We start from the raw sequence: 24,685 nt of genomic DNA on the forward strand, positions 1-24,685 counted from the left end.
GGTTAACCGTTATTGCGCTTTTGGTAGCCCGTTAGGTTAATTTAAATGTCAAAAGAGTAAGTATAAATCCTCTTTACTCATAATATAATGATGTTGCTCATTATATAGAGGACAATTTCAGAGACTGAACCAAAACAACTTATGAAAATCGCTCAAGTCGCCCCCTTATGGGAAAGAGTTCCACCTCCTAATTATGGAGGAATCGAACTGGTAGTGAGTCGCTTGACTGATGAACTTGTTCGTCGCGGTCATGAGGTAACTTTGTTTGCTTCTGGCGATTCTCAAACTTTAGCTCACTTAGAAGCAGTTTATCCGCAGGCATTGCGCTTAGATCCAAAGATCAAAGAGTATGCAGTGTACGAAATGCTGGAACTGAGCCAAGTTTATCAAAGTGCTGCCCAATTCGATATTATCCATTCTCATGTAGGAATTTCGGCATTAGCTTTAGCGAGTTTGATAACAGCAACTTCTACAGTCCACACCCTGCACGGTAACTTTACAACAGACAACCGTCACGCATTTAGCTACCACCAAAATCAACCCTACGTCAGCATTAGTAACTCTCAGCGTCAAATCGATCTCAATTATATTGACACGGTTTATAACGGTATTGAGCTAGCAGATTATCCATTCGTAGCCCAACCGTCAGAACCTCCATATTTGGCGTTTCTAGGCCGTTTTTCGCCAGAGAAAGGGCCACAATATGCGATCGCTATTGCGAAACAGAGTGGTTGGCGCTTGAAGATGGCAGGAAAGGTTGATTTAGCAGACTCTAAGTTTTTTGAACAAGAGATTGCCCCCCTGATAGATGGTCAGCAAATCGAATATCTAGGCGAAATTAGCCACGCCGAAAAAGCTGAACTTCTGGGGAATGCTGCCATAACTCTTTTCCCCATTAACTGGCAAGAACCTTTTGGCTTAGTAATGATTGAATCAATGGCAACTGGTACACCAGTGATTGCCATGAATTTCGGCTCCGTACCAGAAGTGATTGCCCACAATAAAACAGGTTTTATCTGCAAAAGCTATGCAGAAATGGCGGCAATGATTCCACTAGCTTTGGAACTGAATCGTCAAACCTGTCGAAAATATGTGCAAAACAACTTTAGCGTTAGCCAAATGGTTAACGGATATGAAGCTGTTTACAGACAAATTATAAAAGACCGCATAGAATCGAATGGCCGCATTCGTGCTGCCAAAATCCAGTTTTAATCAACTGCTTTTTTATCCAGCTTAAACAATAACTTTTTTTAAGGAGCACATTGGTATGAGTACGAGAACTAACACCTGCCCATGTTGCGGTGGTTCCCTGCTGCGTCATGCCCGTCATGGTGAACTATATTGGTTTTGCCTGTCGTGCCGACAAGAAGTACCGCTATTAACTGCTACTCGTTTGCCTAATCTGGAAACCCGAAACACCGGAGTGGTTCCCCAGCCAGTGGTGAATACTTAGTTTTTTGACATATAAAGCCTAATAAAAATCGAGTTTACACCTATCAATTAGCTCCAACTGATAAAATCGGATGGAGCTAATTGATAGGTTTAAAATTTTGTTAGCAGCGTTACTTTATGGCCAAGAAGATTTACGCTTAGAGGAAGTTGCTGACCCCACTCCGGCGGCTGGTGAAGTTGTGATCCGAGTGGGGGTAGCAACAACTTGTGGTACAGATTTGAAAGTCTGGCGGCGTGGTGGTCATGCCAAGATGCTGAAACCGCCGTCGCTGTTTGGTCACGAAGCTGCTGGGCGAATAGTTGCCTTGGGTGCAGGTGTCACTGATTGGCAAGTAGGCGATCGCATTGTCGCTAATAATTCCGCCCCATGCTGCCGGTGTGTTTTTTGTCAACGTCAAGAGTATTCATTATGTCCGAACCTGACGTGGAATAATGGAACTTTTGCCGAATACCTGAAAATTCCCGCACCAATAGTACAGCATAATTTGTTACAAATTCCCGATGAGTTGCCGTGGGAATTGGCAGCGATGACGGAACCCTTAGCTTGTGTGTTGCATGGTATAGCCCGTTCTGATGTCAAAACCAAAGATCAAGTAGTCGTCTTAGGAGATGGGGCGATCGGGTTGATGTTTGTGGCGGCGTTGAGTGAGAAAGCTGAGGTTTTGCTGTGGGGAGGTAATAACCACAGGCTAGAAATTGGTCAGAAATTGGGTGCAATCCAGACCTTTAATTATCATCAAATCCCAGATATTCCCGGTGTGGTGAAAGAACTTACTCAAGGATGGGGCGCAGATGTAGTGATTGAAGCAACTGGTGTACCAAGTGTTTGGGAAACTGCGATCGCCTGCGCCCGTCCTGGTGCAACAGTCAACTTATTCGGTGGATGTCCACGAGATACTAGCATTACCGTCAATACAGAACAGTTACATTACAGCGAACTTACTATTAAAGGCGTGTTTCATAATACACCGGAGTATGTGCGGCAGGCGCTTGCACTGATTGCTAGTCGCAAAATTCCCTTTGAGTTACTTATTAGTGAACAGCGATCGTTAAAAGATTTAGAACAGGTGTTTTGTGAGATGAAGGCGCGTCAGGTTATTAAGGTAGCGATGATTCCTTAGTTTTTTATCAAGAAAGGTAGGAGGAAGGAAGTAAGGCAACGCAGGTTCTGTTATCACCGTAGGCATCGCCGATGTAGCGTAGGTACTGAACCCCACCCCCAACCCCCTCCCCGCAAGCGAGGAGGGGGCTATGATGTAACTCATGTGATTAGGAAACGCTATATAGCAAATGCGATCGCTGATGTCGCAAATGCGATCGCCAATGTAACAAATGCGATCGCCAATGTAACAAATGCCAGCGCCAATGTAACAAATGCGATCGCCGATCTAACAAATGCCAGCGCCGATCTAACAAATGCCAGCGCCGATCTAACAAATGCGATCGCTGATGTCGCAAATGCGATCGCTGATGTCGCAAATGCGATCGCCGATCTAACAAATGCGATCGCTGATGTCGCAAATGCGATCGCCGATCTAACAATGGCAGTCTTAATTACTTATACCTATTTGCCTGTAAAATCCTCACTTGATTGCGATCGCTTAATACAGACAGCTATTTTCAGGTAAATAGACCACGCGGTAAGGGCACAGCACTGCTGTGCCCCTACGACAGATGTGGTTCAAATACATGATTTCTGCTGTAAGTTAACACCTATATACAGATGTACGCCCCTACAGTCGATTGATTATGTTGCAAAGATTTTTGAAAATAGTATGACAAAATATTAGGCAAAGGATGTGAAGAAAAATGAAAGGACTTTGGCTCGAAAACAAACAGTTACAATTACGCACAGATATTGCCATTCCTGAACCACCACCGGGAGAAGCCTTGGTACGTGTCTTGCGTGCAGGTATCTGTAACACTGACCTGGAACTACTCAGAGGCTACTATCCTTACCGTGGTATTTTAGGTCATGAATTTGTCGGCATCGTCGAACAAGGACCAGAACACTTAGTTAACCAACGCGTAGTTGGAGAAATCAACGCTGTGTGTGGGCATTGTCGGTTTTGTCGCAGTGGACAACCAACTCACTGCGAAAATCGCACAGTTCTAGGTATTGTCAACCGTCATGGAGCCTTTGGTGAATATCTCTGTTTGCCGGTGGAGAACTTGCATCGCGTACCTGATAATGTGCCAACAGAAGTAGCAACATTTACTGAACCTTTAGCAGCAGCTTTGGAAATTCAGCAGCAAGTGCGATTGCATCCAAATGACCGCGTGCTAGTAGTTGGAGATGGCAAACTAGGGCAGTTGGTAGCCCAGACACTAGCCCTAACTGGCTGTGAACTCTTAGCTGTGGGGCGTCATCGAGACAAACTGGCTAACTTAGAAGCACGGGGAATAAAAACGAGTCTAGCCGACGCTGTTATAGATGGATATTTCGATATCTCAGTAGAGTGTACTGGCAACCCAGAAGGATTTGCGATCGCTCGTCGCGCTCTACGTCCTCGTGGCACGCTTGTACTTAAAAGTACTTATGCTGGCAACCTCAGCCTGGATGCTTCTTCTTTAGTAGTGGATGAAATCACCCTCATCGGCTCCCGTTGTGGTCCCTTTCCCCCAGCCCTCCAGCTACTAGCCACAGGACAAGTTGACGTGCAACCCCTGATTCATGCTACCTACCCCCTGATTGAAGGGCTTGCGGCTTTTGAACACGCTCAGAGTCCGGGTGTTTTGAAGATATTGTTAGAGATTGGTTAGGGGTTGGGTGTAGCTCTGTCGAGGTGAAATATATAGGACTCCTATTTGATTTTTCAACCAATCTCAGTAGTCTTGTAGTGGACCGTCTAGCCTAAAATGTTGCAAAAAAATTGTAGGTTGGGTGGAGGCTTTGCGTAACCCAACATCCTGATAATCAGTTGGGTTGCGCTCCGCTCCACCCAACCTACCTCTACGTCTAATGCATTTATTCCCTACTCCCCACTCCCCACTCCCTACTCCCAGCCTACGCAAGTTAGTTCAATAATCAAAGCGGTTTACTATTGATATCAGTGCGATCGCACTTGCTGATCATTTGAGTGAGAGTTTTGCGATTATTTGCTACTTTGAAACATGATGCAAATAATTGAAATTTCTCCATTCCAAGCATTTCGCCGCAGTGTGGCAACAGTCATGCAGGTAGTTCCAAAGGAGCTACGTTATGTAACAATTCTGTCATTACTGGGTGGTGCAGGCCCAGCGATCGCCATTTGGCTCAACAAGGTGATCATTGATGAAATTACCCGCTTATTGAGCATCGGCACAACGGAAAATGCGATCGCTCTGATACTTTCCCAACCACTGCTACTCTCAAGTATTGCCGGTTCCCTGCTAGTGAATTTGGTAAGTGATGCGATCGCAAACATCAATGCCTTTGTATATACTTCTCTGCGCGATCGCATTTCCGGCTTTGTCCAAGGACAAGTGATTGAAAAGATTGCCACTTTTGAAGATATTGCCCTGTTTGAAACACCCGATTTGCTCAATTTGGTGCAGTTGACCGAAAAGGGACTGCAACGACTTCCAGAGCTTTGTATCAGGCTTGTGACGATGTTAGAGGGAATTTTTATCTTCATTCCAGCCATACTGCTTTCGGTGTCCCTTGCTTGGTGGGTACCACTAATTTTGTTTAGCTGCGTTACCCCTGTGATGTATGTGCAGATGAAATACCGTAAGCAAGCTTGGGGAGTAGAAAGAACCCAAGCGAGTGTTCTTCGTGAAATGAACTTATATAAAACCGTTTTAACCGGAGAGACATACGCCAAAGAAATACGCTTGTTTAGCTTACAACCCTTACTGCTAGAACGCTGGCACGGGCTTTACCGGACTATTTTTCGGGCAATGGAACAAATCCGCCGTCGGGGGACAACAGCCGTTATTGGCTGGTCTTTATTGAGTGGTTTAGGTTTGGCGTTGCCATATATATACGTAGTCCAGGGAGTGATCGGTGGAACCCATACTTTGGGGGATTTGGCGCTTTACACCGGGGTAATTTTGGAAGTGCGTCGGAGTTTGGACAATCTGATGTCTGGCGGGTCAGAGTTGTATAATATTGCACTGGCAACGACACCTATTTTCCAGCTTTTGGAGTTAGAGCCACAGTTATCCCGTTCTCATCCAGAGTTGCAATCAAAGAAGGTATGGGGAGAAGTCAGGGAATCGGCTGCTAACAATCGGAACTTTCAAAAAAATGGAAATAATTCATCTGATCATCGGCAAGCTTTATCAGGTGTGAATGCAATTGAGTATGAAGCATCGCAGACAGGTATTTACATCAAAAATCTGTCCTTTAGCTATCCCAACAGCGATGCCTACGGCGGTAAACTACGCCCAATCCTGAAAAACATCAATCTGACGATTCACCCCAACGAGATGATTGTATTAGTGGGTGAGAATGGTGCTGGTAAGACCACATTAGCAAAGTTATTATGTCGCCTCTATGATCCTAGCCAAGGCGCGATTATTTGGAATGGGCAGGATTTGGCATCGCTCCCGTTAGAAGATTTGCGATCGCGGATTGATGTAGTTATGCAAGATTACGCTCGCTTTCCGACTACTGTGCGGGAGAATGTTGCTTTTGGAGATTTAGCGAAAATGCAGGATGACGAGGCGATCACAGAAGCGATCGCTGAGGCTGGTTTGGCTAAAGTAATTCAAAACCTCGATCGCGGTTTAGAAACCCTCTTGGGGAAACAACTAGAAGGCGGTATTGATTTATCAGGGGGACAATGGCAAAGATTAGCGATCGCTCGTGCTTTGTTGCGACTGTCTCCAGCCGAACTAGTCATACTTGACGAGCCAACAGCGAACCTTGATCCGAAGACAGAACATGAAATTTACAATATTTTGCAGAGCTTGGCGAAGGGTAGAATAGCCGTTGTAGTCAGCCATCGCCTCGCTTTGGCAAAACTAGCAGACCGAGTAGTAGTACTAGAACACGGTGAAATTATCGAGGTAGGCACTCATGACGAACTCATCGCACTAGGTGGACAGTATCACTTGATGTTCACTCGTCAAGCTAGTAGTTACAAGTGAGTGGGAGTGGGGAGAGTAAGAATTTTAGATTTTAGATTTTGGATTTTAGATTGAATTTAATCCAAAATCCAAAATTGAATTGCCCAATCTTTATTCTGGTAACTTATATTGCCCAACAATACGCTTGGCAAACTCTGGAACGTGCGCTTCTAATTTCTCTGGATGATTCCGCTTCACATACAAATAGTTCCGAGTAAAGTGAGAATCAATGGAAAACCGCGCATATTCTAAACCCTTGGGGCCGATTTTTTCGATAACGACACCCATAAGTTTTGCTGCCCACATGGGGAGGGTAACGCCTTTATCGTAAGCGGGAATACTTTGCTGTACAGCTTCCTTCCGGTTGCCTTTGGACATTACCGGCTGGGTGTCTAACTGGTCTTTCACCAAATCTAGCATTTCCTTACCTGTGTCATTTCTAACTACAATCCATTGCCAACCAAAGGGTGCGCCCATGTAACCAACGACTAAATCGGCTAGGGAGTTGACGTAATCAAAACAACTCATACAGGATGGGGCAAAGACATCTTTAAGTTTGTTGGTCTTCAAGCCAAAGAAAGGTACTGTTTCTGATGAGCCATCCTCATGTTTGAAGTGAACCCGGAAGTCTTGCATGAATTCGTAATGCACAACTGTATCAGGCGATCGGCTGGTGGTTTCTAAGAATTTTTGCAGTCCGGCGCGGTTAACATTATCTACGCAGGGCGTACCCAAAACATACAGCTTTTCTAAACCAAGTTGTTTTTCTACAGCTCGTAATGCCTGAATTTGGCAACCAACACCAATTACCAACAGCCGTTTCATCCCCGATTTTTCCACCTGTTCTAATACGGAAAGATTGGGCGAAAGTGTTGGTTTATTTACCCGCGCTGCTAGTATTTCTTCTGGAGTTCGGGCAATGATGGGCATGGGTTGAAAGCGGTCTTCTTTGGTGTTTTGCACACAGACGACACCTTCAACTAAGCCGCGATTCAGCATTTCAATGGCAATGCTGCTAACAATACCCGTCCATTGTGCGCCTGCGATCGCCTGCTGTTTCCGCGCCGCTATCATGTCTTGGTGAACACCAAAGTAGAGTTCATCAGGGTTTTCGAGATGGCGCGATCGCGTGTGTGTTTCTGCTTCAAGTTCGCCTATTTGCTGATTAATAAAAGCGCAGGCTTCCTTGACATAGTGAATATAGTATGTATCGCATAGTCCGCACTCGCTACAGAGTTCTTTAGCAGGGCGGCGGCTGGTAGGTTTTAAAGCTCTGGCTTTTTTGTGAGGAGAAACTGAGGTCATATAAATTTTTTGTTTTATTTCAGGAATCGCTTTTATTACAATACATTCATCGGCTATGAACTTCACGATGATCAAGGGTTTTCAAATCCCTAAACTTTCAGTTACCGTGAAAATAATATTTAAGTTTAATGATCGTACTTGCCTCAAGATAGAAGATATTTCTCACAAAAGAGTTGTATTTTGGTAAAAAAGCCTATCTATGAGGTTGACAATGGAGGCAAAAAGTGAAACCTTCAACCGACGCGCACCGCTAATTACTGCGGGAATTTTTCTTGGTGTGGGTCTTGGAGGATTTATTGATGGAATTTTACTGCATCAGCTCCTCCAGTGGCATCATATGGTCAGTAGCATTCGACCTCTGACAAACACGGCGAATATAGATTTGAACATGGTATGGGATGGGTTATTTCATGCCTTGGATTGGGTATTCACCGTAGTCGGACTTGTGTTGCTATGGCGTGCAGGAGGGCGTGATGATGTTCCTTGGTCATCACAGACTTTTATTGGGTCAATAGTGATTGGGACTGGGTTGTTTGACTTCGTTGAAGGTTTAATTGACCATCAAATTCTCGGTATCCATCATGTAAAACCAGGCCCAAATCAGTTAGCTTGGGATCTAGGATTTCTTGCATTCGGTGCGCTACTTATTGCTATCGGCTGGATAATGATCAAAAAACAGTCAGTAGTCAATTAATCATTGGGCAATTCAATTTTGGATTTTGGATTGACGATTTTGGATTAAATTTCAATCTAAAATCCAAAATCTAAAATCTAAAATTCTTACTCCCTCCTATGACAGATACTTTTGAAAAAACTAGCTGGAGTTGGCAGCTTTCTCAATTTCAACAACAAGCGGGAGAATGGTGGGAATACCAGTTTTACCGCTTTGAACATTCTTTGCCCGAATTGCCTACTGGATGGTCAATTAGCCCAAGGCTTGGTGAGTTGCTGAAATTCCTGTTTTGGGTGGTAATAGGCTTATTTATAGCTTGGGTGGGTTGGCGATTATGGCGAGAATTCAGTCCTTATGTATATTCTTGGCTGAATAGAAGTGGTAATGTCACTGATTTTCGCGGAAAAAATCGCTCTAGTGAGTCATCCATAGCCCTTTTGTTGGAGCGATCGCAAGAATTTTACCGTCAAGGTAACTACCGTGAGGCTTGCCGTTGTGTTTATTTAGCGATGTTGCAGAAGTTGGATCAAAAAGCGATCGCACCTCACAAACTCAGCCGCACAGATGGAGAATATCTACAATTGCTGCGATCGTCTGTGACTCCCATACAGCCTTATGAAACTTTAATTACTACCCACGAGCAATTATGTTTTGGTAATGCCGAGATTTTGCCAGACAATTATCAGCAGTGTCGTCAGGCTTTTCGGGAAATTTCCCAAGCATGAAAAAGCCTTGGCGAATAGAATTCACGCGCCACTTGCTTCAAGTCGGGGAACCCGCCCAACGCAGTGGCTTGGCTACACAGGCAAAGTCCGCCTGCGCGGACTAAGGAAAAACTGAGTGTTAACCCAGGTCGGTGGCTAAAGCTTCGTGTAGACGTGGTTTCTAACCGCCCTTTTAACTATATTTTCCAGATTGCCTACTTTGTGGCGATCGCAATCGCCTGATCCACAGCTTCCAAAGCAGTGTTTACTTCTGCCTCTGTCACAATTAGCGGTGGCACAAACCGAACTACTTTTGGCCCGGCTGGTACTAGTAATACGCCCTGGTTGATGGCAGCATTGACAATATCGGCTGCGGTTAGCCCAATGTCGGCTTGCAACTCCAAACCGTTGATTAAACCCCAACCCCGAACTTCGGCAATGTGCTGAGGATATTTCGCGGCGATCGCTCTCAATCCAGCCCGCAATTGTTCACCCCGATCTTCCACATTCTGCAAAATATTTTCCCGTTCCAATGTCTGGCAAACACTGAGTGCCACACCACACACAAAAGGATTTCCGCCAAAGGTGCTGGCGTGTTCCCCTGGTTGAAAAATATCGCAGAATTTTTTGCTCATCATTGCACCGATGGGAATACCGCCACCTAAGCCTTTGGCACTGGTGAAGATATCCGGTTCAACGCCGAGATGTTCGTAACCCCATAACTTGCCACTGCGCCCCATGCCAACTTGTACTTCATCAAAAATCAATAAAATGCCAGTTTCGTCGCAAATCTGCCGGAGCTTTTTGAAATAGGCAATATCTCCGGGACGCACACCGCCTTCTCCCTGCAATGGCTCGATCAGAATCGCTGCTACCCGATAATCGCCTTCATCCAACTCGCTAATCGCTACTTCCACAGCGTTAATATCGTTGTAATTTACATAGTGGAACCCAGGAACCAAGGGATCAAAATACTTTTGATACTTCGGTTGTGCTGTGGCAGTAACGGTTGCTAAAGTCCGTCCGTGGAAACTGGCATGGGCGGTTAAAATAATCGGGTGTTCAATGTCTAATACTGTGTGGGCATATTTCCGCGCCAGTTTAATAGCGGCTTCGTTAGCTTCAGCTCCAGAGTTGCAGAAAAATACGCGATCGGCACAGGAATGATCAACGATCCATTTTGCCAATTCACCTTGCTCAGGAATGTAGTACAAATTAGAGACATGGTGCAGCTTTTGGATTTGGCGTGTCACTGCTTCTACCATAGCTGGGTGGGCGTGTCCTAAAGTACAAGTGGCAATTCCCGCCACAAAGTCCAGATATTCTCGCCCCTGTGTATCCCAAACCCGGCATCCAGCACCCCGTTCTAGGGCTAAGGGAAACCGCGCGTAGGTGGACATGACAGCTTCATTAAAGCTATCTGCATCAAAGGGACTAGATGCTGACCCTGAATCTGGGGGGATGGTGGCTTGGTCAACGAGAGTTTGTAGGCTCACTACCGCTCCTCCTGAAAGTTTTTCATTATATAGTTATTTACTAGTTTCCTAGAAATCCCTAAAAAATACTTTTTATTTAGCACAACTCGTACTTCTTCTTAAGTTAACGCTTATATAACCTCAAAGTGCATTAGACGTAGACGTAGGTTGGGTGGAGCGGAGCGTAACCCAACTGATTATCAGGATGTTGGGTTACGCAAAGCCTCCACCCAACCTACAATTTTTTTTTGCAACTTATATCACCTCAAACGCTTGGCGGTGGTGAAAAAACTTTGTACTCAAGACTTGAGCAATTGAAAGCCACAGATCCCCGACTTCTTTAAGAAGTCGGGGATCTTGCCGATCGCTATTGACTCAGCAAGCCAACGGCAATCTCAAGGTGCATCTTAGCTTTGTGCAAATTTAGCAGGTTCTCCTGATCAAACCGATCAGGGTAAGCCATCCTCCTACCTTCCAAGGTTATTTTAATCAGTGCTGCTTGCTCATCTGTGGGTGAATTCATTTCATCTATCACCCCTTCAAAAAATTGAATGATGCTAAATCCAGGAGATTTTAATCCCCTTCCTTCTCTCATCTGCTGGAGTGCTAGCTGAGGAAATGCCATCAGAGAAGTCATGTAGCTGACTTTGTATGCTGCACTTCCTGTAGGCTTAATACCGTATCGACGGCATAAGTCGCGTAATTCTGGGATGGTTTTGATTTCTAACTCGGAACGCGTGAACATAAAATAGAATTACCTCTTGGTAAAAGTGGTATCGGTGGTGAACCGTTTGTCAGACTGAGAACACCACCGATTTAAAACTTTATATCGTTGTTAACATCGATTCAATCGTTATTTACATCTCTCAATAATGCCTAACCCCAAGGGTAAACCTGAAAATTTCGGAAATCAACCAAGCAAAGAACTAACCGAACAACTCAACTTTCGGGTTACTAAGGATATGAAGGAAGAGGTGAAAGCACAAGATGACCCCCCAGAGTTCTGTAGACGCGCTATCCAGGAAGCACTAGACAAGAAAAAAGATAAGTAGTCCTGAGTTATTTAGATAACTTGTAGTTTAAATATACTAAAAAGGACGAATGCTATAAAGTTAGTAGAAAACTAGAAAAATTAGCCTAAAAGTACTATTGTTACGTTATTCTCAATACTTGATTACCAGCATTAAAAATCTGCTCTGCGGTTAAATGAAATGTTGTACTTAGTTTAAATATACTAAAAAGGACGAATGCTAAAAAGTTAGCAGAAAACTAGAAAAAGTAGGTTAAAAGTACTATTGTTACCTCATTCTCAACACTTGAGCAAAAATATCAACGTATCCAAAAGGAGTTAATGGCCGGGGCGATCGCTCTCGGCGGTGTTTTCTTCATTGGCACTTTGTGGTATCGAATAATAGAGGGCTGGTCATGGGAAGATGCGGCTTACATGACAGTTATCACTTTAGCGACTGTGGGATATGGAGAGACGCACCCACTGAATAGCCGAGGACGGTTGTTTACAATTGCCCTGATTTTGTTGGGTGTAGTCAATATCGGTTACATTGTCAACAGATTTACAGAAGCGATCATTGAAGGCTACTTTCACGAAGGAATTCGGCTACAACAGCAGAGGCGGTTAATGGAATCCCTATCAGATCATTACATCATCTGTGGATTTAGTCGGACTGGTCGTCAAATTGCCAAGGAATTTCAGGCAGAAGATGTACTTTTTGTGGTGATTGATTCGGAAATGGAATCTGTGCAAAGGGCGCAGATGGAAGGTTACACAGCATACCAAGGTGACGCTACGTTAGATGAGACACTTTTGAAAGTTGGCATTGAAAGAGCGACTTGTATCGTTGCAGCACTTCCTTCCGATGCCGAAAATTTATATATTGTATTATCAGCAAAAACACTAAATTCGGGAATTCGGGCGATCGCACGGGCGAGTACAGAAGAGGCTTTGCAGAAGTTACAACGCGGTGGCGCAGATGAAGTGATATCCCCCTATATTACTGGTGGGAAGCGCATGGCTGCTGCGGCTCTCAGACCCCAAGTGTTGGACTTTGTAGACGGGATTTTGACAGGTACAGACCGTCAGTTGTATATGGAAGAATTTTTACTCGACCCGGCTTTTTGTCCTTTTGTGGGTCAGAGTTTGCAAAAAGCGAGATTGCGATCGCAAACTGGGGCATTAGTTCTGGCAATTCGCCGCCTTGATGGGACTTTAATTGGTGGCCCCACTGGCGATACGGTGTTAATGCCGGGAGATCGGCTGATTGGGATGGGTACAGCAGATCAGTTGCGGAGTCTTAACCAAATTCTCGGCCCAATTGGTTCTCAGAAATTGCGTAAACCGAAAAAAAAATAGCTGATTTTATTTTTTCTTAATTACTTTTTTATACTAAATTTAGGTAATTCTTGCATAGTGTAATTGCATAAGCGGATAGTATAAGATTATGCAATGAAACTTACTTTAGCGATCGCCACAATATTTACTTTTACTTTGGGATTTTACACCACACAGACTATTGCTGCTCCTCTGGCAAATCCCAAAAGCTTTACAGATTGGTGTCAGCAGAAATCAACTTTACCTCCACAGACAAAACATACTGTTGAGGTACTGTTAAAAATCGCCCAAACTCAAAATTGCAAGCAGGCGAACCAAAAGCTGACTAATTTGACTAAACTCTCCCTCAACTCAAATGAAATCAGTGATATCAAGCCTTTGTCTACTCTGACTAATTTGACTTCTCTCGACCTCGGCTCAAATGAAATCAGCGATATCAAGCATTTGTCATCTCTGACTAATTTGACTTCTCTCAACCTTAACTCAAATGAAATCAGCGATATCAAGCCTTTGTCTGCTCTGACAAAATTGACTTTTCTCTCCCTCCACTCAAATAAAATCAGTGATATCAAGCATTTGTCTGCTCTGACAAAATTGACTTCTATCGACCTCGGTATAAATGAAATCAGCGATATCAAGCCTTTGTCTGCTCTGACTAATTTGACTTCTATCAACCTCGACACAAATGAAGTTAGCAATATTAAGCCTTTGTCCGCTCTGACTAATTTGACTGCTCTCGGACTCCGCTCAAATAAAATCAGCGATATCAAGCCTTTGTCCACTCTGACTAATTTAACTTCTCTCTCTCTCCGCTCAAATGAAGTCAGCAATATTAAGCCTTTGTCCACTCTGACTAATTTGACTTATCTCTACCTCAACTCAAATGAAATCATCGATATCAAGCCTTTGTCTAATCTGACTAATTTGACTATTCTCTCCCTTGAATCAAATGAAATCAGCAATGTCAAGCCTTTGTCCGCTCTGACAAAATTGACTGAACTCTCCCTTAACTCAAATAAAATCAGCGATATAAAGGCTTTATCTGCTTTGACAAAATTGACTTTTCTGAATATTAAGAATAACGCGATCGCACCCCAAATATGTCCTGTAAAACCAGAATCTATTTGTCAATTTGATGAGCTTTAAATGAGACGACTAACTCACTTTGTCTATCGTGCTATAGCAATCCTATCTGATTTGTGAAAATTATCGGTGTCCAGATCCCCGACTTCTTTGAGAAGTCGGGGATCTAACTTTTCACGAATGATTTAGGATTGCTATATGCTTTTAGTGACTGATTCCATTTATAAACTAGCAAATAGTCTACTAAATCAAGATAAAAAATCACAATGAAACTTACATTAAGCATCGCCACAATATTTACTTTTACTTTGGTATTTTACACCACACAGACTATTGCTGCTCCTCTAGCAACTCCCAAAAGCTTTACAGATTGGTGCCAGCAGAAATCAACTTTACCTCCACAGACAAAACATACTGTTGAGGTACTGTTAAAAATTGCCCAGACTCAAAATTGCAAACAGGCTAACCAAAAGCTGACTAATTTGACTTGTCTCAACCTCGACTTCAATGAAATCAGTGATATCAAGCCTTTGTCCGCTCTGACAAACTTGACTTTTCTCTCCCTCAATTTCAATAAAATCAGCGATATCAAGCCTTTGTCCAATCTGACTAATTTGACTTATCTCTCTCTCGGCTCAAATAAAATTAGCGATATCAAGCCCTTGTCCGCTCTGACAAAGTTGACTTCTCTCCCCCTCAGCTTAAATGAAATCAGCGATATCAAGCCTTTGTCCGCTCTAACAAAATTGACTTTTCTCGGCCTCAACTTCAATAAAATCAGTGATATCAAGCCTTTGTCCGCTCTGACAAAATTGGCTTTTCTCAACCTCGACTCAAATGAAATCAATGATATCAAGCCTTTGTCTACTCTGATTAATTTGACTTATCTTGACCTGGAATCAAATAAAGTCAACAATATCAACATTTTGTCCGCTTTGACAAAATTTAATTTTCTTATTATTAAAAGTAACCCGATCGCACGCAAAATATGTCCTGTAAAACCAGAATCTATTTGTAAATTTGATTAGCTTCAGAACTGAGAGCCGTCAGATTAACTCTGAAAGAGTAACCCAAATATAAAGGAGAGCGATCGCAATTAATAAGGTTTCCTCTATTAGAATGATTTACTTCTTCGGTCTTTTAACTTCTGCTTTCTTTTGGAGTTCACTTACCAGTTAATACCCACTGGAAAAATCTGCATATAACTGTCAAACTGTCTGATGGCAACTGTTCTCCCTCAGTAGTTGAAGAGAGCCATTTTTGCATACGGATACACAGTGGATAAATTCCACTACTTGAATTTAGATAAGCTTTGCCAAACTCTTGATAGCCAGATGCTTCATAAAAACGTTTGGCAGTGATTGAAGCACAGACAGCTAATGTATTGACATTTTGGGAACAAGCTTCGCTTTCTATTGCTTTTAGCAACTCTGTGCCAATTCCTTGTCGCACATATTGAGGATGGACATAAAGTGCATTCACCCAATATCTGGAATAGGCAGAAAAACCCACAATTTTTTCACCAATTTCAGCAACAAAAACTATATCTTTTCTTCCTTCTGTTTGTGATTGTTCTAACTCTGCATAATGCAATAATACTTGAATCTGTTCAGGACTATAATCTCTACAACAAAGTATCTGTATGGCATCTCTTTGGATATCAAAAATCTGATTTCTATCTTGCGGTTGGGCTAGACGAATTTTGATGTGATTAGGCTGCGTTTTAGTCATTACTAGGTTTTAACACATCTTTGCTAATCAATGACAAATGACAAATGACAAATGACAAATGACAAATGACAAATGACAAATGACAAATGACCAATGACTAATAATCAATTTCTCTCCACCCATGCATGGCTGCTATGCTTTTAGTAACCAATTCGATCGCAATTGGGGGAGCTTCTGATATCAAAATGCTAGGATAAACTGCTGCACCCCAGTCGGGATGCACTAACACACGACATTGATTTTTAATCACTGGATAGTTGAGCAAAGCTTTGACAACTGCTGTATCATCATGGGGAATTGCTCCGGGATGGGACAATAAAGGATAGCCTGTACGAGGGTCGATCAGGTCGGTTAAATAGCCGCGATCGCGCAGATTAAATGCTAAATCGCAGCCAAATCTCATAAACTTTTCTCGCAAGCGTTCTTTCTCTGTCTCTACTTCTACCGTCCTTTCCACTAGTTGATAACGCGATTGCTGTAAGACAATCACTACTCGTAAAAATGGCTGCCGTTTCCAATCTGGTAATATCCGTTCGCAGTTGGCACAGATATATTGACTGGGAGGATGAATTGAAATTTGAACCGCTTGTCCCGTTTCGGCAACTAAGTTAATGGGACAGGCTTGCTCCGAAGTGTAAACCTTGGGATAGTTCACTAAATTGATTCGGTTTATGCAAGTTTTTTAATTTAATCTCCGGTATAGATGATAGCTCTTAAAAGTTCCAAAAAATCATCAATCTTCTCTAATATGTCAGTTTTTTTGTCAGCAGTTGTTAATAAGTTGATAATTTTAATCCGAATTTTATCCTTTATTAACCTGTTCTAATGGGATTTGCAGCGATCGCTGTAGGCGTTAGCATAGATGCAGCGTGGGGTAGACAAGCGATGCCTACGCCGGATCTCCGAAAATTTGGCCGATCAAAATCCCCAAAAATGACCCGAATTAATCGAGTTTTAAAGAATTCACTGGCACCTCATCCCAAGAATCGACTGTCCGCAATCGTGCTACCCAACCTGCTGCCTTTTGTGTCTCAGTTAAATTATTCTCATAGGAATCATGACAATCTTTAGCTTGAGATTCATTACAACAGGCAATACAGGCATGAATCATCCCAGACGGATCAATTTGCTCATTTACCCAAATAGTCATGGAGTATTCCCTCGAAAAGTCTAGCGAAAAAAGCTATTCGTCATTTTAGAATACTATCAATCAGTCGGGGTACAAATGTTTTGGAGTTCAGATTATTCCTACACCAGAACAAAAAACACAGTGCTACATATTGTGCTGCTGGTTTACTAAGCTTTACTTGCCTATAAATATCGTTCGGATGGATGAACGGACAGAAAATCTATTCTTCTTGGCAGGTGAGGAAAATATTATAAGGGAAATGCCGAAAACCCTTGAGAAACAGCAACACAGTTGCGTTTTTCGTACTTTAGGCTGCGTGTTGAAGGCTAAAAAAGGCGTTTACGCCTGAGCCAATATATAGTATAATTCAACTCAACAGGAACGGTAATTAACCTGTATAAAAACCCAACTGCCTAACGGCAATCTGCACCTTGACAATTGAAGATATGGGGTTCTATTCCATAGTTCTAGCTCCTTCCCAGGAATAGGTAAAATCTTCATGGAGACTAGACAATCAGAATTTAAATCAAGCAAATTTTTGGAGTAATCCAACTACCGAGGGGCACTCGGAAAGTTAACGCTTGGGGAGAGAACCACCTCTGGGTTAGATACCGCAAGGGGTCTAATTTAAGTGGACTCGCTGAACCAAGAATCTCCGTGGCTTCAGCCCGGAGAGTGTCAAATGATTACGTTCTTGCTCATCGGGAAGATCAGGAAGCCTTCTACGCTTATGTGGATAAGCTGCATGTCGAAGGTAATTGGATTGAAATGCCGCCGTTACAGTCAGAACAGGATTTAGAAAATTATCCTAAGTTCATTGAGCGTATTCGCAGCAGTTCTGAACCACGAGATGGAGCCGGTTAAGCCTGCATTGTAGTTACAGCAGCTTTTGGGCTATTCTCAGTTTCGCCGATCGCGATCGCGGATTATGACCAATTTCCTCTTCCTTAGCAATAATCGGCTTTTTTGTCAAGACCTTTAATAAAGGTGAATTTCTTAAACCATGTTTCACCGGGCGGTCTTCCAAACTGTGAAAACTGATAATCGCAATTCTGCCACCGGGGACAAGGGCATTTGGGGCTTTATCCAAAAAGGTTTCTAGGGATTTTAACTCATCGTTGACGACAATTCGCAGAGCTTGAAAAACACGGGTAGCCGGGTGAATTCTACCATAACGGTATTTGGGAGGAACTGAGGAAGCGATCGCATCAGCCAATTCAACAGTTGTGTGCAACGGACGCCGTTCTACAATGCGTCTCGCAATGCGCCGCGACAATCTCTCTTCACCGTATTTAAAGAAAATGTCTGCTAAATCTGCTTCATCCCAATTATTAATCACATCAGCAGCAGTTAGCGATCGCCCTCGATCCATTCGCATATCCAAATTTGCGGCTTGGCGAAAGCTGAAACCCCGTTCTGGCTGATCTAAATGGTAAGAACTCACCCCCAAATCGGCGATAATACCGTCAAAAGTATTAGGCGTAAACTCGTAGTCAGCAAAGTTGCAATGAATAAATTGTATGCGAGCCTCCTTCGCAGGAACTTCTCCTGACGGAGACGCTTCGCTAACGCTAACGCTATATTCAGCTAAATTCTTCTGCGCTGCTGCTAAAGCATCTTCATCCTGGTCAACAGCCGTTACCCGCACATCCGCCGCAGCTTCTAAGATCAGGCGACTATGACCACCACCGCCTACCGTCACATCTAAATAATGCCCGCCCGGACGCACCGCTAAACCCTCAATTACTTCTCGCCCCAAAACGGGAATATGGGAAAAAGCCAATTCTTCTAAATCTAGCGGTGTTTGTGAATCTGATTTCATCTTTAATAAAGCTCGTGATATATGCTTCATCGTATGTCCGGCCTGAATAACAGTCTAAACCAACTAATTTCGGTATAAGGTTTGCGAATATCTAGATTTGGTTTATGAGATTTTGCCAAACAACAGGATAACAGCAATCGAACACCCGCTCGATTTTGAGGGTTACGACACACAAATTCCACATTACTAGAGATAGCAGTATCATCTATAGGAATCATATTTGATTTCTGAAAAAATCTCGGTAGTCTTGTAGTAGACCCTATTGGCTAAAATTTTGCAAAAAAATTGTAGGTTGGGTGGAGGCTTTGCGTAACCCAACATCCTGATATATGTTCTGACTTTTCCCGTTATCTCCTTGATGGAGCGATCGCTTACTATACCCCTAGCCTAAAGCCCTATTCTCTCGTGATTGCTTTTCATCAGTCTTCGGGTTAAGTAGCACCATAGTGATTTTATCTAAGTTGGTGGGGAAGGGGCGATCGCTCTTTTGTAGAGAAGGAGTGATACACCAAGATTATTTCTGGGAATACTAAGACTAAGTCTATTTTGACAAACAATTATGAATAATCTTTTCACTCAGAAACCAGAACCACATTTGTTTAAGGGAGGAGATGCCTCAGATTATAAGGTAGTCGAAGGTGAAGCAGGTACTTGGGGTACTCGCCATAGAGCAAGTGGAGAGACTATTCAATCCGTTAGACCACCAGCTATTGATATGTTTAACATTGCTAATCTAGGAGTAAATATACTCAATCTTGGTGTAGGCATTTACAATGCTGCCCAACTTCACAAGGTCAAAAAGAAAACACTTGTTTCTTTACCTTTTTCAATTCTGTGAATTCTAATACCATCCTCATTTGCATCTTCCTGCTGTGCAATACTGGCTAAACTTGTCCAACAATCACTATTGTGAGTAGTTGCGAAAACTTGCACATTTAATCTTTTGGTTGTTTCCCAAATCAGTTTCCACATATCAGACATTGCCGTAAAATGTAGTCCAGTATCAATCTCATCAACAAATAAGTATCCATCTTTAGCACACACTGTAGCTAGTGCTAGTCCTAAAATACGCCAAATACCATCACCCATACTGCCAATTGGTACACGCTGATTACTATCAGAAAGAAGCACACGGAAACCACCCCGCGAATCTAAGGAATACCTGGACTTTCGAGAACTAACGGGAGCAATCCGTTGAATTTTAGAGTCTATTCTATGAAGTGCTTGCTCTACAAGTTTTTCTTCAGGCGTTAGTGCTATCTGATCAAATAGTTCAATCATCTTCTCAGTTCCTAAAGAAGATGATGTGACGAATTGGGTATTTGGTAGTGGATTTTTACCATTTCGACGGAATCGTTGAACATAACCTAAATCCAAACCACTATTATTTGATAAGGGAAAGGTCAAAATTTCTGTTTCCTCACCACGAGTCCAGTTGATACCCAAATTAAGACCCTTTATTTGAATTGAAGATTCATTGAAACTACTAGATTCTCCATTGAATTCTTTACCAAAATCATCATCAAGATGAAAGTAACGCGCTCCTATATTAACAGTAATCTCTTCTTTAATGTTATCATTCATACCGGATATACAAAATTTGCTGTCTGGTTGAATCTCATGTGCATAAAAAAGATGACAAATATCAAGCTCACGATTTTTTCTTTGATTATCATTCCAAGAATATTCACCTCGGTTAGTCATAACCTCAGCAAGTGGCTCAAGATTAGTCCGTGAGCATAGAAGTTGAATAGCTTCTAGTATTGATGTTTTACCACTATTGTTTTTACCAACAAGTAGGTTGACTCTACCAATTTTCTGAAGCTCGAAAGATTGGAAACCACGGAAATTCTCTATTTTTATCGTCTTCAACATAATTTTGCTAGCCGGAGACAACAAAGAGTTAATGACTGGTATTAGTATAAGCAGTCCTAACACTCCTCACTCTAGCAAAAACAGGCGATGCCTGCGGCGGGCTACGCCTACGCTTAAAATCTTGTGAATAAGTAGGCATTAATGCGATTATTTTAGTCTTTATTGAGATTAAGGTCTTTGATTGACAATATGTGCTTACCCTGATGGGTAACAGTATGCTTTAACACCAATCCAGTCACCTTCCTGAGTTTCGCCTAGCCAGCAAAGATTTGTCCCTAGAAAATTATATGTTCTCAGGTTTTTTAAATGTAGCCGTAGAATATCATCAACATCTGGAAAACTAGTACCGCCAAATCTTCGAGTACTAATAATACCTATGGAATATAGCAGTTTTCTTAAGAGCAATTCTTTGGTTACTGCAACTTCCCAAGTAATATCATTGAATATGTAAAATGGATTGGGATCAAAAGATTTTCTACCTTGTATAAATGCGAGGTAATGAGAAAGACATGACTGATATAGCACTTTCATAAATCCTGCTATTTCTTGCAAAAACTTGTGTGTATTTTGTCCAAATAAATTGGATGTTTTTGGGAAGAAATCTTCATCGCTAGTTGCTAGAAAATCAACAGGATATCTGTTAGCTAGACCAATCCAATCACCGTCTATTGTTCTTCCTATGTAGCATTTTCCAGCATTGCAGTAGCCATCTTTGGTGTCTATGTGAGAATGAAGAAGAGTCTTATCAATAGTTATTTTATAAATTTCCAAATCTGGCAAAAAAGACAACAAAAATTCTCCAAATTCTAGATAAATGTGATAGAGTTCCAAAACACATCTTTCTTCATCTACTATAACAGTCCAATTATTTGATGCTGCTTTGACTAACTGGCTACATCTTGTATATATCTCTTCAATCCAATCTACTTCTAACGGTAATAACTTAAACATATTTTCTAGACTGAACTCACCCTTATCGGCTACCTCCCAAATAAAAGTTCCCACTGATGAATCTCCTGCACATGAGTAGTTTAAACCCTCTGTAGCTCTGTTCAGTTGAGCAATAATGTTTGTATTAGTCGCCTTCATAGTTAATTCAATATTTAGATATTCAACAGCTTACACCAACTTATTAAAAATTGCCCTATCACTACTCTTAAAGCACTATCTTACCAACAGCCTCACAGGAACTTAATTTTTCTGTAATTAAGCACTCTTTTCAATTCACCAAATCTTTTCGGGTCACTTTAGCAAAAACAGGCGATGTCTACGACGGGCTACGCCTACGCCCTTGTCAAGTAAGATAAATTACGCGATATCTTCTCTGCAAGACGCGAACGATGGGCTGCGCCTACGCACCCTTACCCCAATTCCTCAACGTCAGCACTTTCCCGTTCCGATTCAACAAGCTCAAACTTCACTTTGTTGTATAAATCTTGCAAAGAAATCTCAAAGGGTACGGTTGCAAGTGCGATCGCATCATCTTCTTCATCATATTCACGAAGCGCCCATTGCTTTTTCCCAGTTTTGGAAAATTGATCTACATGAATCCGAGTTTGGTCAATTAATAAATATTCTTGGAAAGTGGAAATAGTTCGGTAAGCCTGAAATTTATCTTCGCGATCGTAGTTTTTAGTAGATTTAGACAAAACCTCAACAATAACTTGGGGATTTGTAATAATATCTGTACGGTTGTTGAAAAATTCTGGTTCACCGACTATTACTGTCACATCTGGATACGTGTAGATACGCTTTTGGTGTATCCACAGACGCATATCGCTATTAAACACTTCGTATTCTTGTTGTCTGAACGCGAAGTTTAACACAGCATAGAAATTACCAGCTATACGATTGTGATTTACTGTTCCACCCGCCATAGAAATTATTTGCCCATCAATGTATTCACTTTTGTACTCAGCAGCTTCTTCTAGCTCTAAATATTCCTCTGGAGTATAATATCGCTGTTGTGTTATTTGCATAATTTTATCAGGTAGCAATGTTTAACGATACGGAGCGTCTAGGCACGAAAGAGATTTTACCCATGTTTACCGAACAGTTTAACGTGGTTAGATAGAGATGTTATGTACTTTGTACAAAGTGTGCGTAGGCGCAGCTCAACCTAGGCATCGCTATCTAAATTCACAAAGACTGCTTATTGATAACCAGCTGCTTGTAACAGAAACAACTTGGCATAACGTCCCCCTAGCTGTAACAACTCTTCGTGACTTCCCTGTTCTATAACTTCCCCGTCTTCTATAACTACGATTTTGTCAGCCATTCGTACCGTCGAGAAGCGATGGGAAATCAAAAGTACCGTCTGATTTTGAGTAGTAGCGCGAAAATGATTGAAAATCTCAAACTCAGCTTGGGCATCTATTGCTGATGTTGGTTCATCCAATACTAAGATATCTGCTTGCGATCGCATAAAAGCACGAGATAAAGCAATTTTCTGCCACTGTCCCCCCGAAAGTTCCTGTCCTCCCTTAAACCAACGACCAAGCTGAGTCTGAAAGCTTTCGGGTAATTGGTCAATAAAAGATTGCGCCATGCCTTTTTGGGCAGCAGTTTGCCAACTGGTTTTGTTTTCGAGATATTCGACATCGCCCACGCCAATATTCTCTCCCACAGTGAACTGGTAGCGGACAAAGTTCTGAAAAATTACACCAATGCGGCGCCGCAACACATCCACATCCCACTCTTGTAAGTCCAAGCCATCTAAGAAAATTCGCCCAGAGTCCGGGGTATAGAGTCGGGTAAGTAGTTTGATTAAGGTAGTCTTACCAGAACCGTTTTCACCCACAATTGCCAGTTTATCTCTGGGTTTCAAGTGTAGCGAAATGTTTCTCAACGCTGGCTTGGAACTTCCTGGATAAGTAAATGATACGTTCTCAAAACGGATACCATCTTCGGGATTTAAACCAATAGTTGCCTTCCCCCAAGACTTTGGTACTTCCTCTTCCAGGAAATCATAGAGATTTGATAGATATAGGTTGTCCTCATACATCCCTCCAATAGAAGTCAGGGCATTGGAAAAAGTAGATTGTCCTTGGCGAAACACTGTGATATACAGCGTCATATCTCCCAAGGAAATCTTACCGAGAACTGTTTCCAGCACAATCCAAGCGTAAGCTACGTAAAAAGCACCAGTACTGACTAAACTTAGGAGATACCCCCACAATCCTCGCCGCAGAGTCAAATCGCGGTCTTCGCCATAGAGTTGATCGAACAGGTCGTGGTAACGTCCTAGCAACATCTCTCCCAGCTGGTAGAGTTTGACTTCTGTGACAAAATCTTCTCTTGCTAGCAGGTTTTCTAAGTAGTGCTGTTGACGAGTTTCGGGCGCACGCCAACTAAACAAGCGAAAGGCTTCTCCAGCAAACTTAGTTTCCGCAATAAATACGGGCATAGCTGCCACAATCAGCATTACCACCGCCCAAACTGAGAAATTTACTAGCAAAATACCGTAGGTGACAAGGGAAAGAGCATTTTGCACTAACCCAAATGTGCGGTTTACTAAGGAAAGAGGACGAACCGATGCTTCTCGTCGTGCATTGGTCAATTTGTCATAGAATTCTGAGTCTTCAAACTGCCTAAGATCTAGTGTCAGCGCCTTTTCTAATATGAGTACATTCACTCGTTGACCCATTAGCGCCCGCAATAGCGATTGACAAATAATCAGTCCCCGTTGACTGCCTGCTAGTAAAATTACAGCGATCGCTTCTAATCCTACATACCACAGAGAGGGATAAATATTCACAAAACCATTGCTGTGTGAATTAACTTGAGAGGCAAACACCACCGCATCAACAATTAACTTACCAATGTAAGATATCGCCGCCGGTAAAAGACCACCAACTATTGTTAAACTAGCCAGAAGAATAGTCAGCGATCGGCTAGTAGTCCATACTAAGTTTACAGCCCGTCCACTGTAGCGGAAAACCGTCAGTGATTGGCGTAAGATATTTCTTTTTTTTTAATTTTCATATTTCTTTGCGCGAGATACCCCAGCTTGGGCGGATCTACCTAACTCTATA

Annotated in this window: 26 protein-coding genes; 15 read left to right on the top strand and 11 right to left on the bottom strand. The window is 42.4% G+C overall.

The genetic code is table 11. The features are described 5' to 3' along the window. Nucleotides 1-141: 141 nt before the first annotated feature. The 6 genes from V7K27_RS35860 (at nucleotide 142) to V7K27_RS35885 (ending at nucleotide 6,528) form a co-directional block, all read left to right on the top strand. Complete coding sequence (locus V7K27_RS35860; protein WP_334953620.1) at nucleotides 142-1,212, top strand: glycosyltransferase family 4 protein; 1,071 nt, start codon at nucleotides 142-144, stop codon at nucleotides 1,210-1,212. A 55-nt stretch (nucleotides 1,213-1,267) separates the two neighbouring features. Next, nucleotides 1,268-1,453 (top strand): hypothetical protein, encoded by a 186-nt coding sequence (locus V7K27_RS35865; protein ID WP_334939347.1) that lies wholly within the window; start codon nucleotides 1,268-1,270, stop codon nucleotides 1,451-1,453. Nucleotides 1,454-1,550: 97 nt separating this feature from the next. Beyond that, nucleotides 1,551-2,573, top strand: coding sequence for a zinc-dependent alcohol dehydrogenase (locus V7K27_RS35870; RefSeq protein WP_334953694.1), 1,023 nt, complete (start codon nucleotides 1,551-1,553; stop codon nucleotides 2,571-2,573). Nucleotides 2,574-2,717: 144 nt separating this feature from the next. Then, complete coding sequence (locus tag V7K27_RS35875; protein ID WP_334953621.1) at nucleotides 2,718-3,080, top strand: hypothetical protein; 363 nt, start codon at nucleotides 2,718-2,720, stop codon at nucleotides 3,078-3,080. A 181-nt stretch (nucleotides 3,081-3,261) separates the two neighbouring features. Beyond that, entirely contained in the window at nucleotides 3,262-4,215 is a 954-nt protein-coding gene (locus V7K27_RS35880; protein ID WP_334953622.1) for an MDR/zinc-dependent alcohol dehydrogenase-like family protein, read from the top strand. Between the two features lie 351 nt (nucleotides 4,216-4,566). Continuing rightward, nucleotides 4,567-6,528 carry an ABC transporter ATP-binding protein gene (locus V7K27_RS35885; RefSeq protein WP_334953623.1) on the top strand — a complete coding sequence of 654 codons (1,962 nt, stop codon included), beginning with the start codon at nucleotides 4,567-4,569 and terminating at the stop codon, nucleotides 6,526-6,528. Between the two features lie 90 nt (nucleotides 6,529-6,618). On the opposite strand, the gene V7K27_RS35890 is transcribed toward V7K27_RS35885, so the two are convergent. After that, nucleotides 6,619-7,812 carry a Coenzyme F420 hydrogenase/dehydrogenase, beta subunit C-terminal domain gene (locus V7K27_RS35890; RefSeq protein ID WP_334953624.1) on the bottom strand — a complete coding sequence of 398 codons (1,194 nt, stop codon included), beginning with the start codon at nucleotides 7,810-7,812 and terminating at the stop codon, nucleotides 6,619-6,621. A 211-nt stretch (nucleotides 7,813-8,023) separates the two neighbouring features. Here V7K27_RS35890 and V7K27_RS35895 point away from each other — a divergent pair, with 211 nt between their 5' ends. After that, nucleotides 8,024-8,506 (top strand): DUF2243 domain-containing protein, encoded by a 483-nt coding sequence (locus V7K27_RS35895; RefSeq protein WP_334953625.1) that lies wholly within the window; start codon nucleotides 8,024-8,026, stop codon nucleotides 8,504-8,506. 98 nt (nucleotides 8,507-8,604) lie between these two features. Continuing rightward, nucleotides 8,605-9,210 carry a DUF4129 domain-containing protein gene (locus tag V7K27_RS35900; protein WP_334953626.1) on the top strand — a complete coding sequence of 202 codons (606 nt, stop codon included), beginning with the start codon at nucleotides 8,605-8,607 and terminating at the stop codon, nucleotides 9,208-9,210. A gap of 194 nt (nucleotides 9,211-9,404) precedes the next feature. Here the strand turns inward: V7K27_RS35900 and V7K27_RS35905 are convergent, their stop codons facing one another. Together V7K27_RS35905 and V7K27_RS35910 are read right to left on the bottom strand one after the other, a co-directional pair. Further along, the gene (locus tag V7K27_RS35905; protein WP_334953627.1) at nucleotides 9,405-10,685 is read right to left on the bottom strand and encodes an aspartate aminotransferase family protein; all 1,281 of its coding nucleotides are present in this window, start codon (nucleotides 10,683-10,685) and stop codon (nucleotides 9,405-9,407) included. Nucleotides 10,686-11,031: 346 nt separating this feature from the next. Next, on the bottom strand, nucleotides 11,032-11,409 hold the full coding sequence (locus V7K27_RS35910; protein ID WP_334953629.1) for a hypothetical protein: 378 nt from the start codon (nucleotides 11,407-11,409) through the stop codon (nucleotides 11,032-11,034). A gap of 127 nt (nucleotides 11,410-11,536) precedes the next feature. Between V7K27_RS35910 and V7K27_RS35915 the strand changes: the two genes are divergently transcribed. The 4 genes from V7K27_RS35915 (at nucleotide 11,537) to V7K27_RS35930 (ending at nucleotide 15,122) form a co-directional block, all read left to right on the top strand. Further along, entirely contained in the window at nucleotides 11,537-11,716 is a 180-nt protein-coding gene (locus V7K27_RS35915; protein ID WP_292798616.1) for a hypothetical protein, read from the top strand. Nucleotides 11,717-12,015: 299 nt separating this feature from the next. Further along, on the top strand, nucleotides 12,016-13,032 hold the full coding sequence (locus V7K27_RS35920) for a potassium channel family protein (RefSeq protein ID WP_334953630.1): 1,017 nt from the start codon (nucleotides 12,016-12,018) through the stop codon (nucleotides 13,030-13,032). A gap of 93 nt (nucleotides 13,033-13,125) precedes the next feature. Beyond that, nucleotides 13,126-14,157: a leucine-rich repeat domain-containing protein gene (locus V7K27_RS35925; protein ID WP_334953632.1), complete on the top strand. Its 1,032-nt coding sequence runs from the start codon at nucleotides 13,126-13,128 to the stop codon at nucleotides 14,155-14,157. A gap of 203 nt (nucleotides 14,158-14,360) precedes the next feature. Beyond that, the gene (locus V7K27_RS35930) at nucleotides 14,361-15,122 is read left to right on the top strand and encodes a leucine-rich repeat domain-containing protein (protein WP_334953633.1); all 762 of its coding nucleotides are present in this window, start codon (nucleotides 14,361-14,363) and stop codon (nucleotides 15,120-15,122) included. Nucleotides 15,123-15,258: 136 nt separating this feature from the next. Here V7K27_RS35930 and V7K27_RS35935 read toward each other — a convergent pair whose 3' ends face one another. The 3 genes from V7K27_RS35935 to V7K27_RS35945 form a co-directional block, all read right to left on the bottom strand. Then, nucleotides 15,259-15,825: a GNAT family N-acetyltransferase gene (locus tag V7K27_RS35935; RefSeq protein ID WP_334953634.1), complete on the bottom strand. Its 567-nt coding sequence runs from the start codon at nucleotides 15,823-15,825 to the stop codon at nucleotides 15,259-15,261. Between the two features lie 97 nt (nucleotides 15,826-15,922). After that, nucleotides 15,923-16,480 carry a methylmalonic aciduria and homocystinuria type D protein gene (locus tag V7K27_RS35940; RefSeq protein ID WP_334953635.1) on the bottom strand — a complete coding sequence of 186 codons (558 nt, stop codon included), beginning with the start codon at nucleotides 16,478-16,480 and terminating at the stop codon, nucleotides 15,923-15,925. 288 nt (nucleotides 16,481-16,768) lie between these two features. Next, nucleotides 16,769-16,975: a glycogen debranching protein gene (locus tag V7K27_RS35945; RefSeq protein ID WP_334953636.1), complete on the bottom strand. Its 207-nt coding sequence runs from the start codon at nucleotides 16,973-16,975 to the stop codon at nucleotides 16,769-16,771. Between the two features lie 94 nt (nucleotides 16,976-17,069). On the opposite strand from V7K27_RS35945, the gene V7K27_RS36670 reads away from it, so the two are divergent. Both V7K27_RS36670 and V7K27_RS35950 read left to right on the top strand, forming a co-directional pair. Continuing rightward, complete coding sequence (locus V7K27_RS36670) at nucleotides 17,070-17,303, top strand: DUF6888 family protein (RefSeq protein ID WP_442947680.1); 234 nt, start codon at nucleotides 17,070-17,072, stop codon at nucleotides 17,301-17,303. A gap of 326 nt (nucleotides 17,304-17,629) precedes the next feature. Beyond that, entirely contained in the window at nucleotides 17,630-17,818 is a 189-nt protein-coding gene (locus V7K27_RS35950) for a DUF6887 family protein (RefSeq protein WP_334953637.1), read from the top strand. Between the two features lie 13 nt (nucleotides 17,819-17,831). On the opposite strand, the gene rsmH is transcribed toward V7K27_RS35950, so the two are convergent. Continuing rightward, the gene (gene rsmH, locus V7K27_RS35955) at nucleotides 17,832-18,776 is read right to left on the bottom strand and encodes a 16S rRNA (cytosine(1402)-N(4))-methyltransferase RsmH (RefSeq protein ID WP_334953638.1); all 945 of its coding nucleotides are present in this window, start codon (nucleotides 18,774-18,776) and stop codon (nucleotides 17,832-17,834) included. A 559-nt stretch (nucleotides 18,777-19,335) separates the two neighbouring features. Here rsmH and V7K27_RS35960 point away from each other — a divergent pair. Next, nucleotides 19,336-19,614: a hypothetical protein gene (locus tag V7K27_RS35960; RefSeq protein ID WP_334953640.1), complete on the top strand. Its 279-nt coding sequence runs from the start codon at nucleotides 19,336-19,338 to the stop codon at nucleotides 19,612-19,614. Here V7K27_RS35960 and V7K27_RS35965 read toward each other — a convergent pair. The 4 genes from V7K27_RS35965 to V7K27_RS35980 all read right to left on the bottom strand — a co-directional run bounded on the left by V7K27_RS35965 (nucleotide 19,563) and on the right by V7K27_RS35980 (nucleotide 24,612). After that, complete coding sequence (locus V7K27_RS35965; protein WP_334953642.1) at nucleotides 19,563-20,651, bottom strand: AAA family ATPase; 1,089 nt, start codon at nucleotides 20,649-20,651, stop codon at nucleotides 19,563-19,565. The two genes, V7K27_RS35960 and V7K27_RS35965, sit on opposite strands and share 52 nt — an antisense overlap. A 195-nt stretch (nucleotides 20,652-20,846) precedes the next feature. Beyond that, nucleotides 20,847-21,740, bottom strand: a complete 894-nt coding sequence (locus V7K27_RS35970) for a hypothetical protein (RefSeq protein ID WP_334953643.1) — start codon at nucleotides 21,738-21,740, stop codon at nucleotides 20,847-20,849. Between the two features lie 272 nt (nucleotides 21,741-22,012). Continuing rightward, nucleotides 22,013-22,630 (bottom strand): Uma2 family endonuclease, encoded by a 618-nt coding sequence (locus V7K27_RS35975; RefSeq protein WP_334953644.1) that lies wholly within the window; start codon nucleotides 22,628-22,630, stop codon nucleotides 22,013-22,015. Nucleotides 22,631-22,803: 173 nt separating this feature from the next. Then, nucleotides 22,804-24,612: an ABC transporter ATP-binding protein gene (locus V7K27_RS35980; protein ID WP_334953696.1), complete on the bottom strand. Its 1,809-nt coding sequence runs from the start codon at nucleotides 24,610-24,612 to the stop codon at nucleotides 22,804-22,806. Nucleotides 24,613-24,685: the final 73 nt, after the last annotated feature.

Source organism: Nostoc sp. (assembly GCF_036919575.1).
GTDB lineage: Bacteria > Cyanobacteriota > Cyanobacteriia > Cyanobacteriales > Nostocaceae > Nostoc.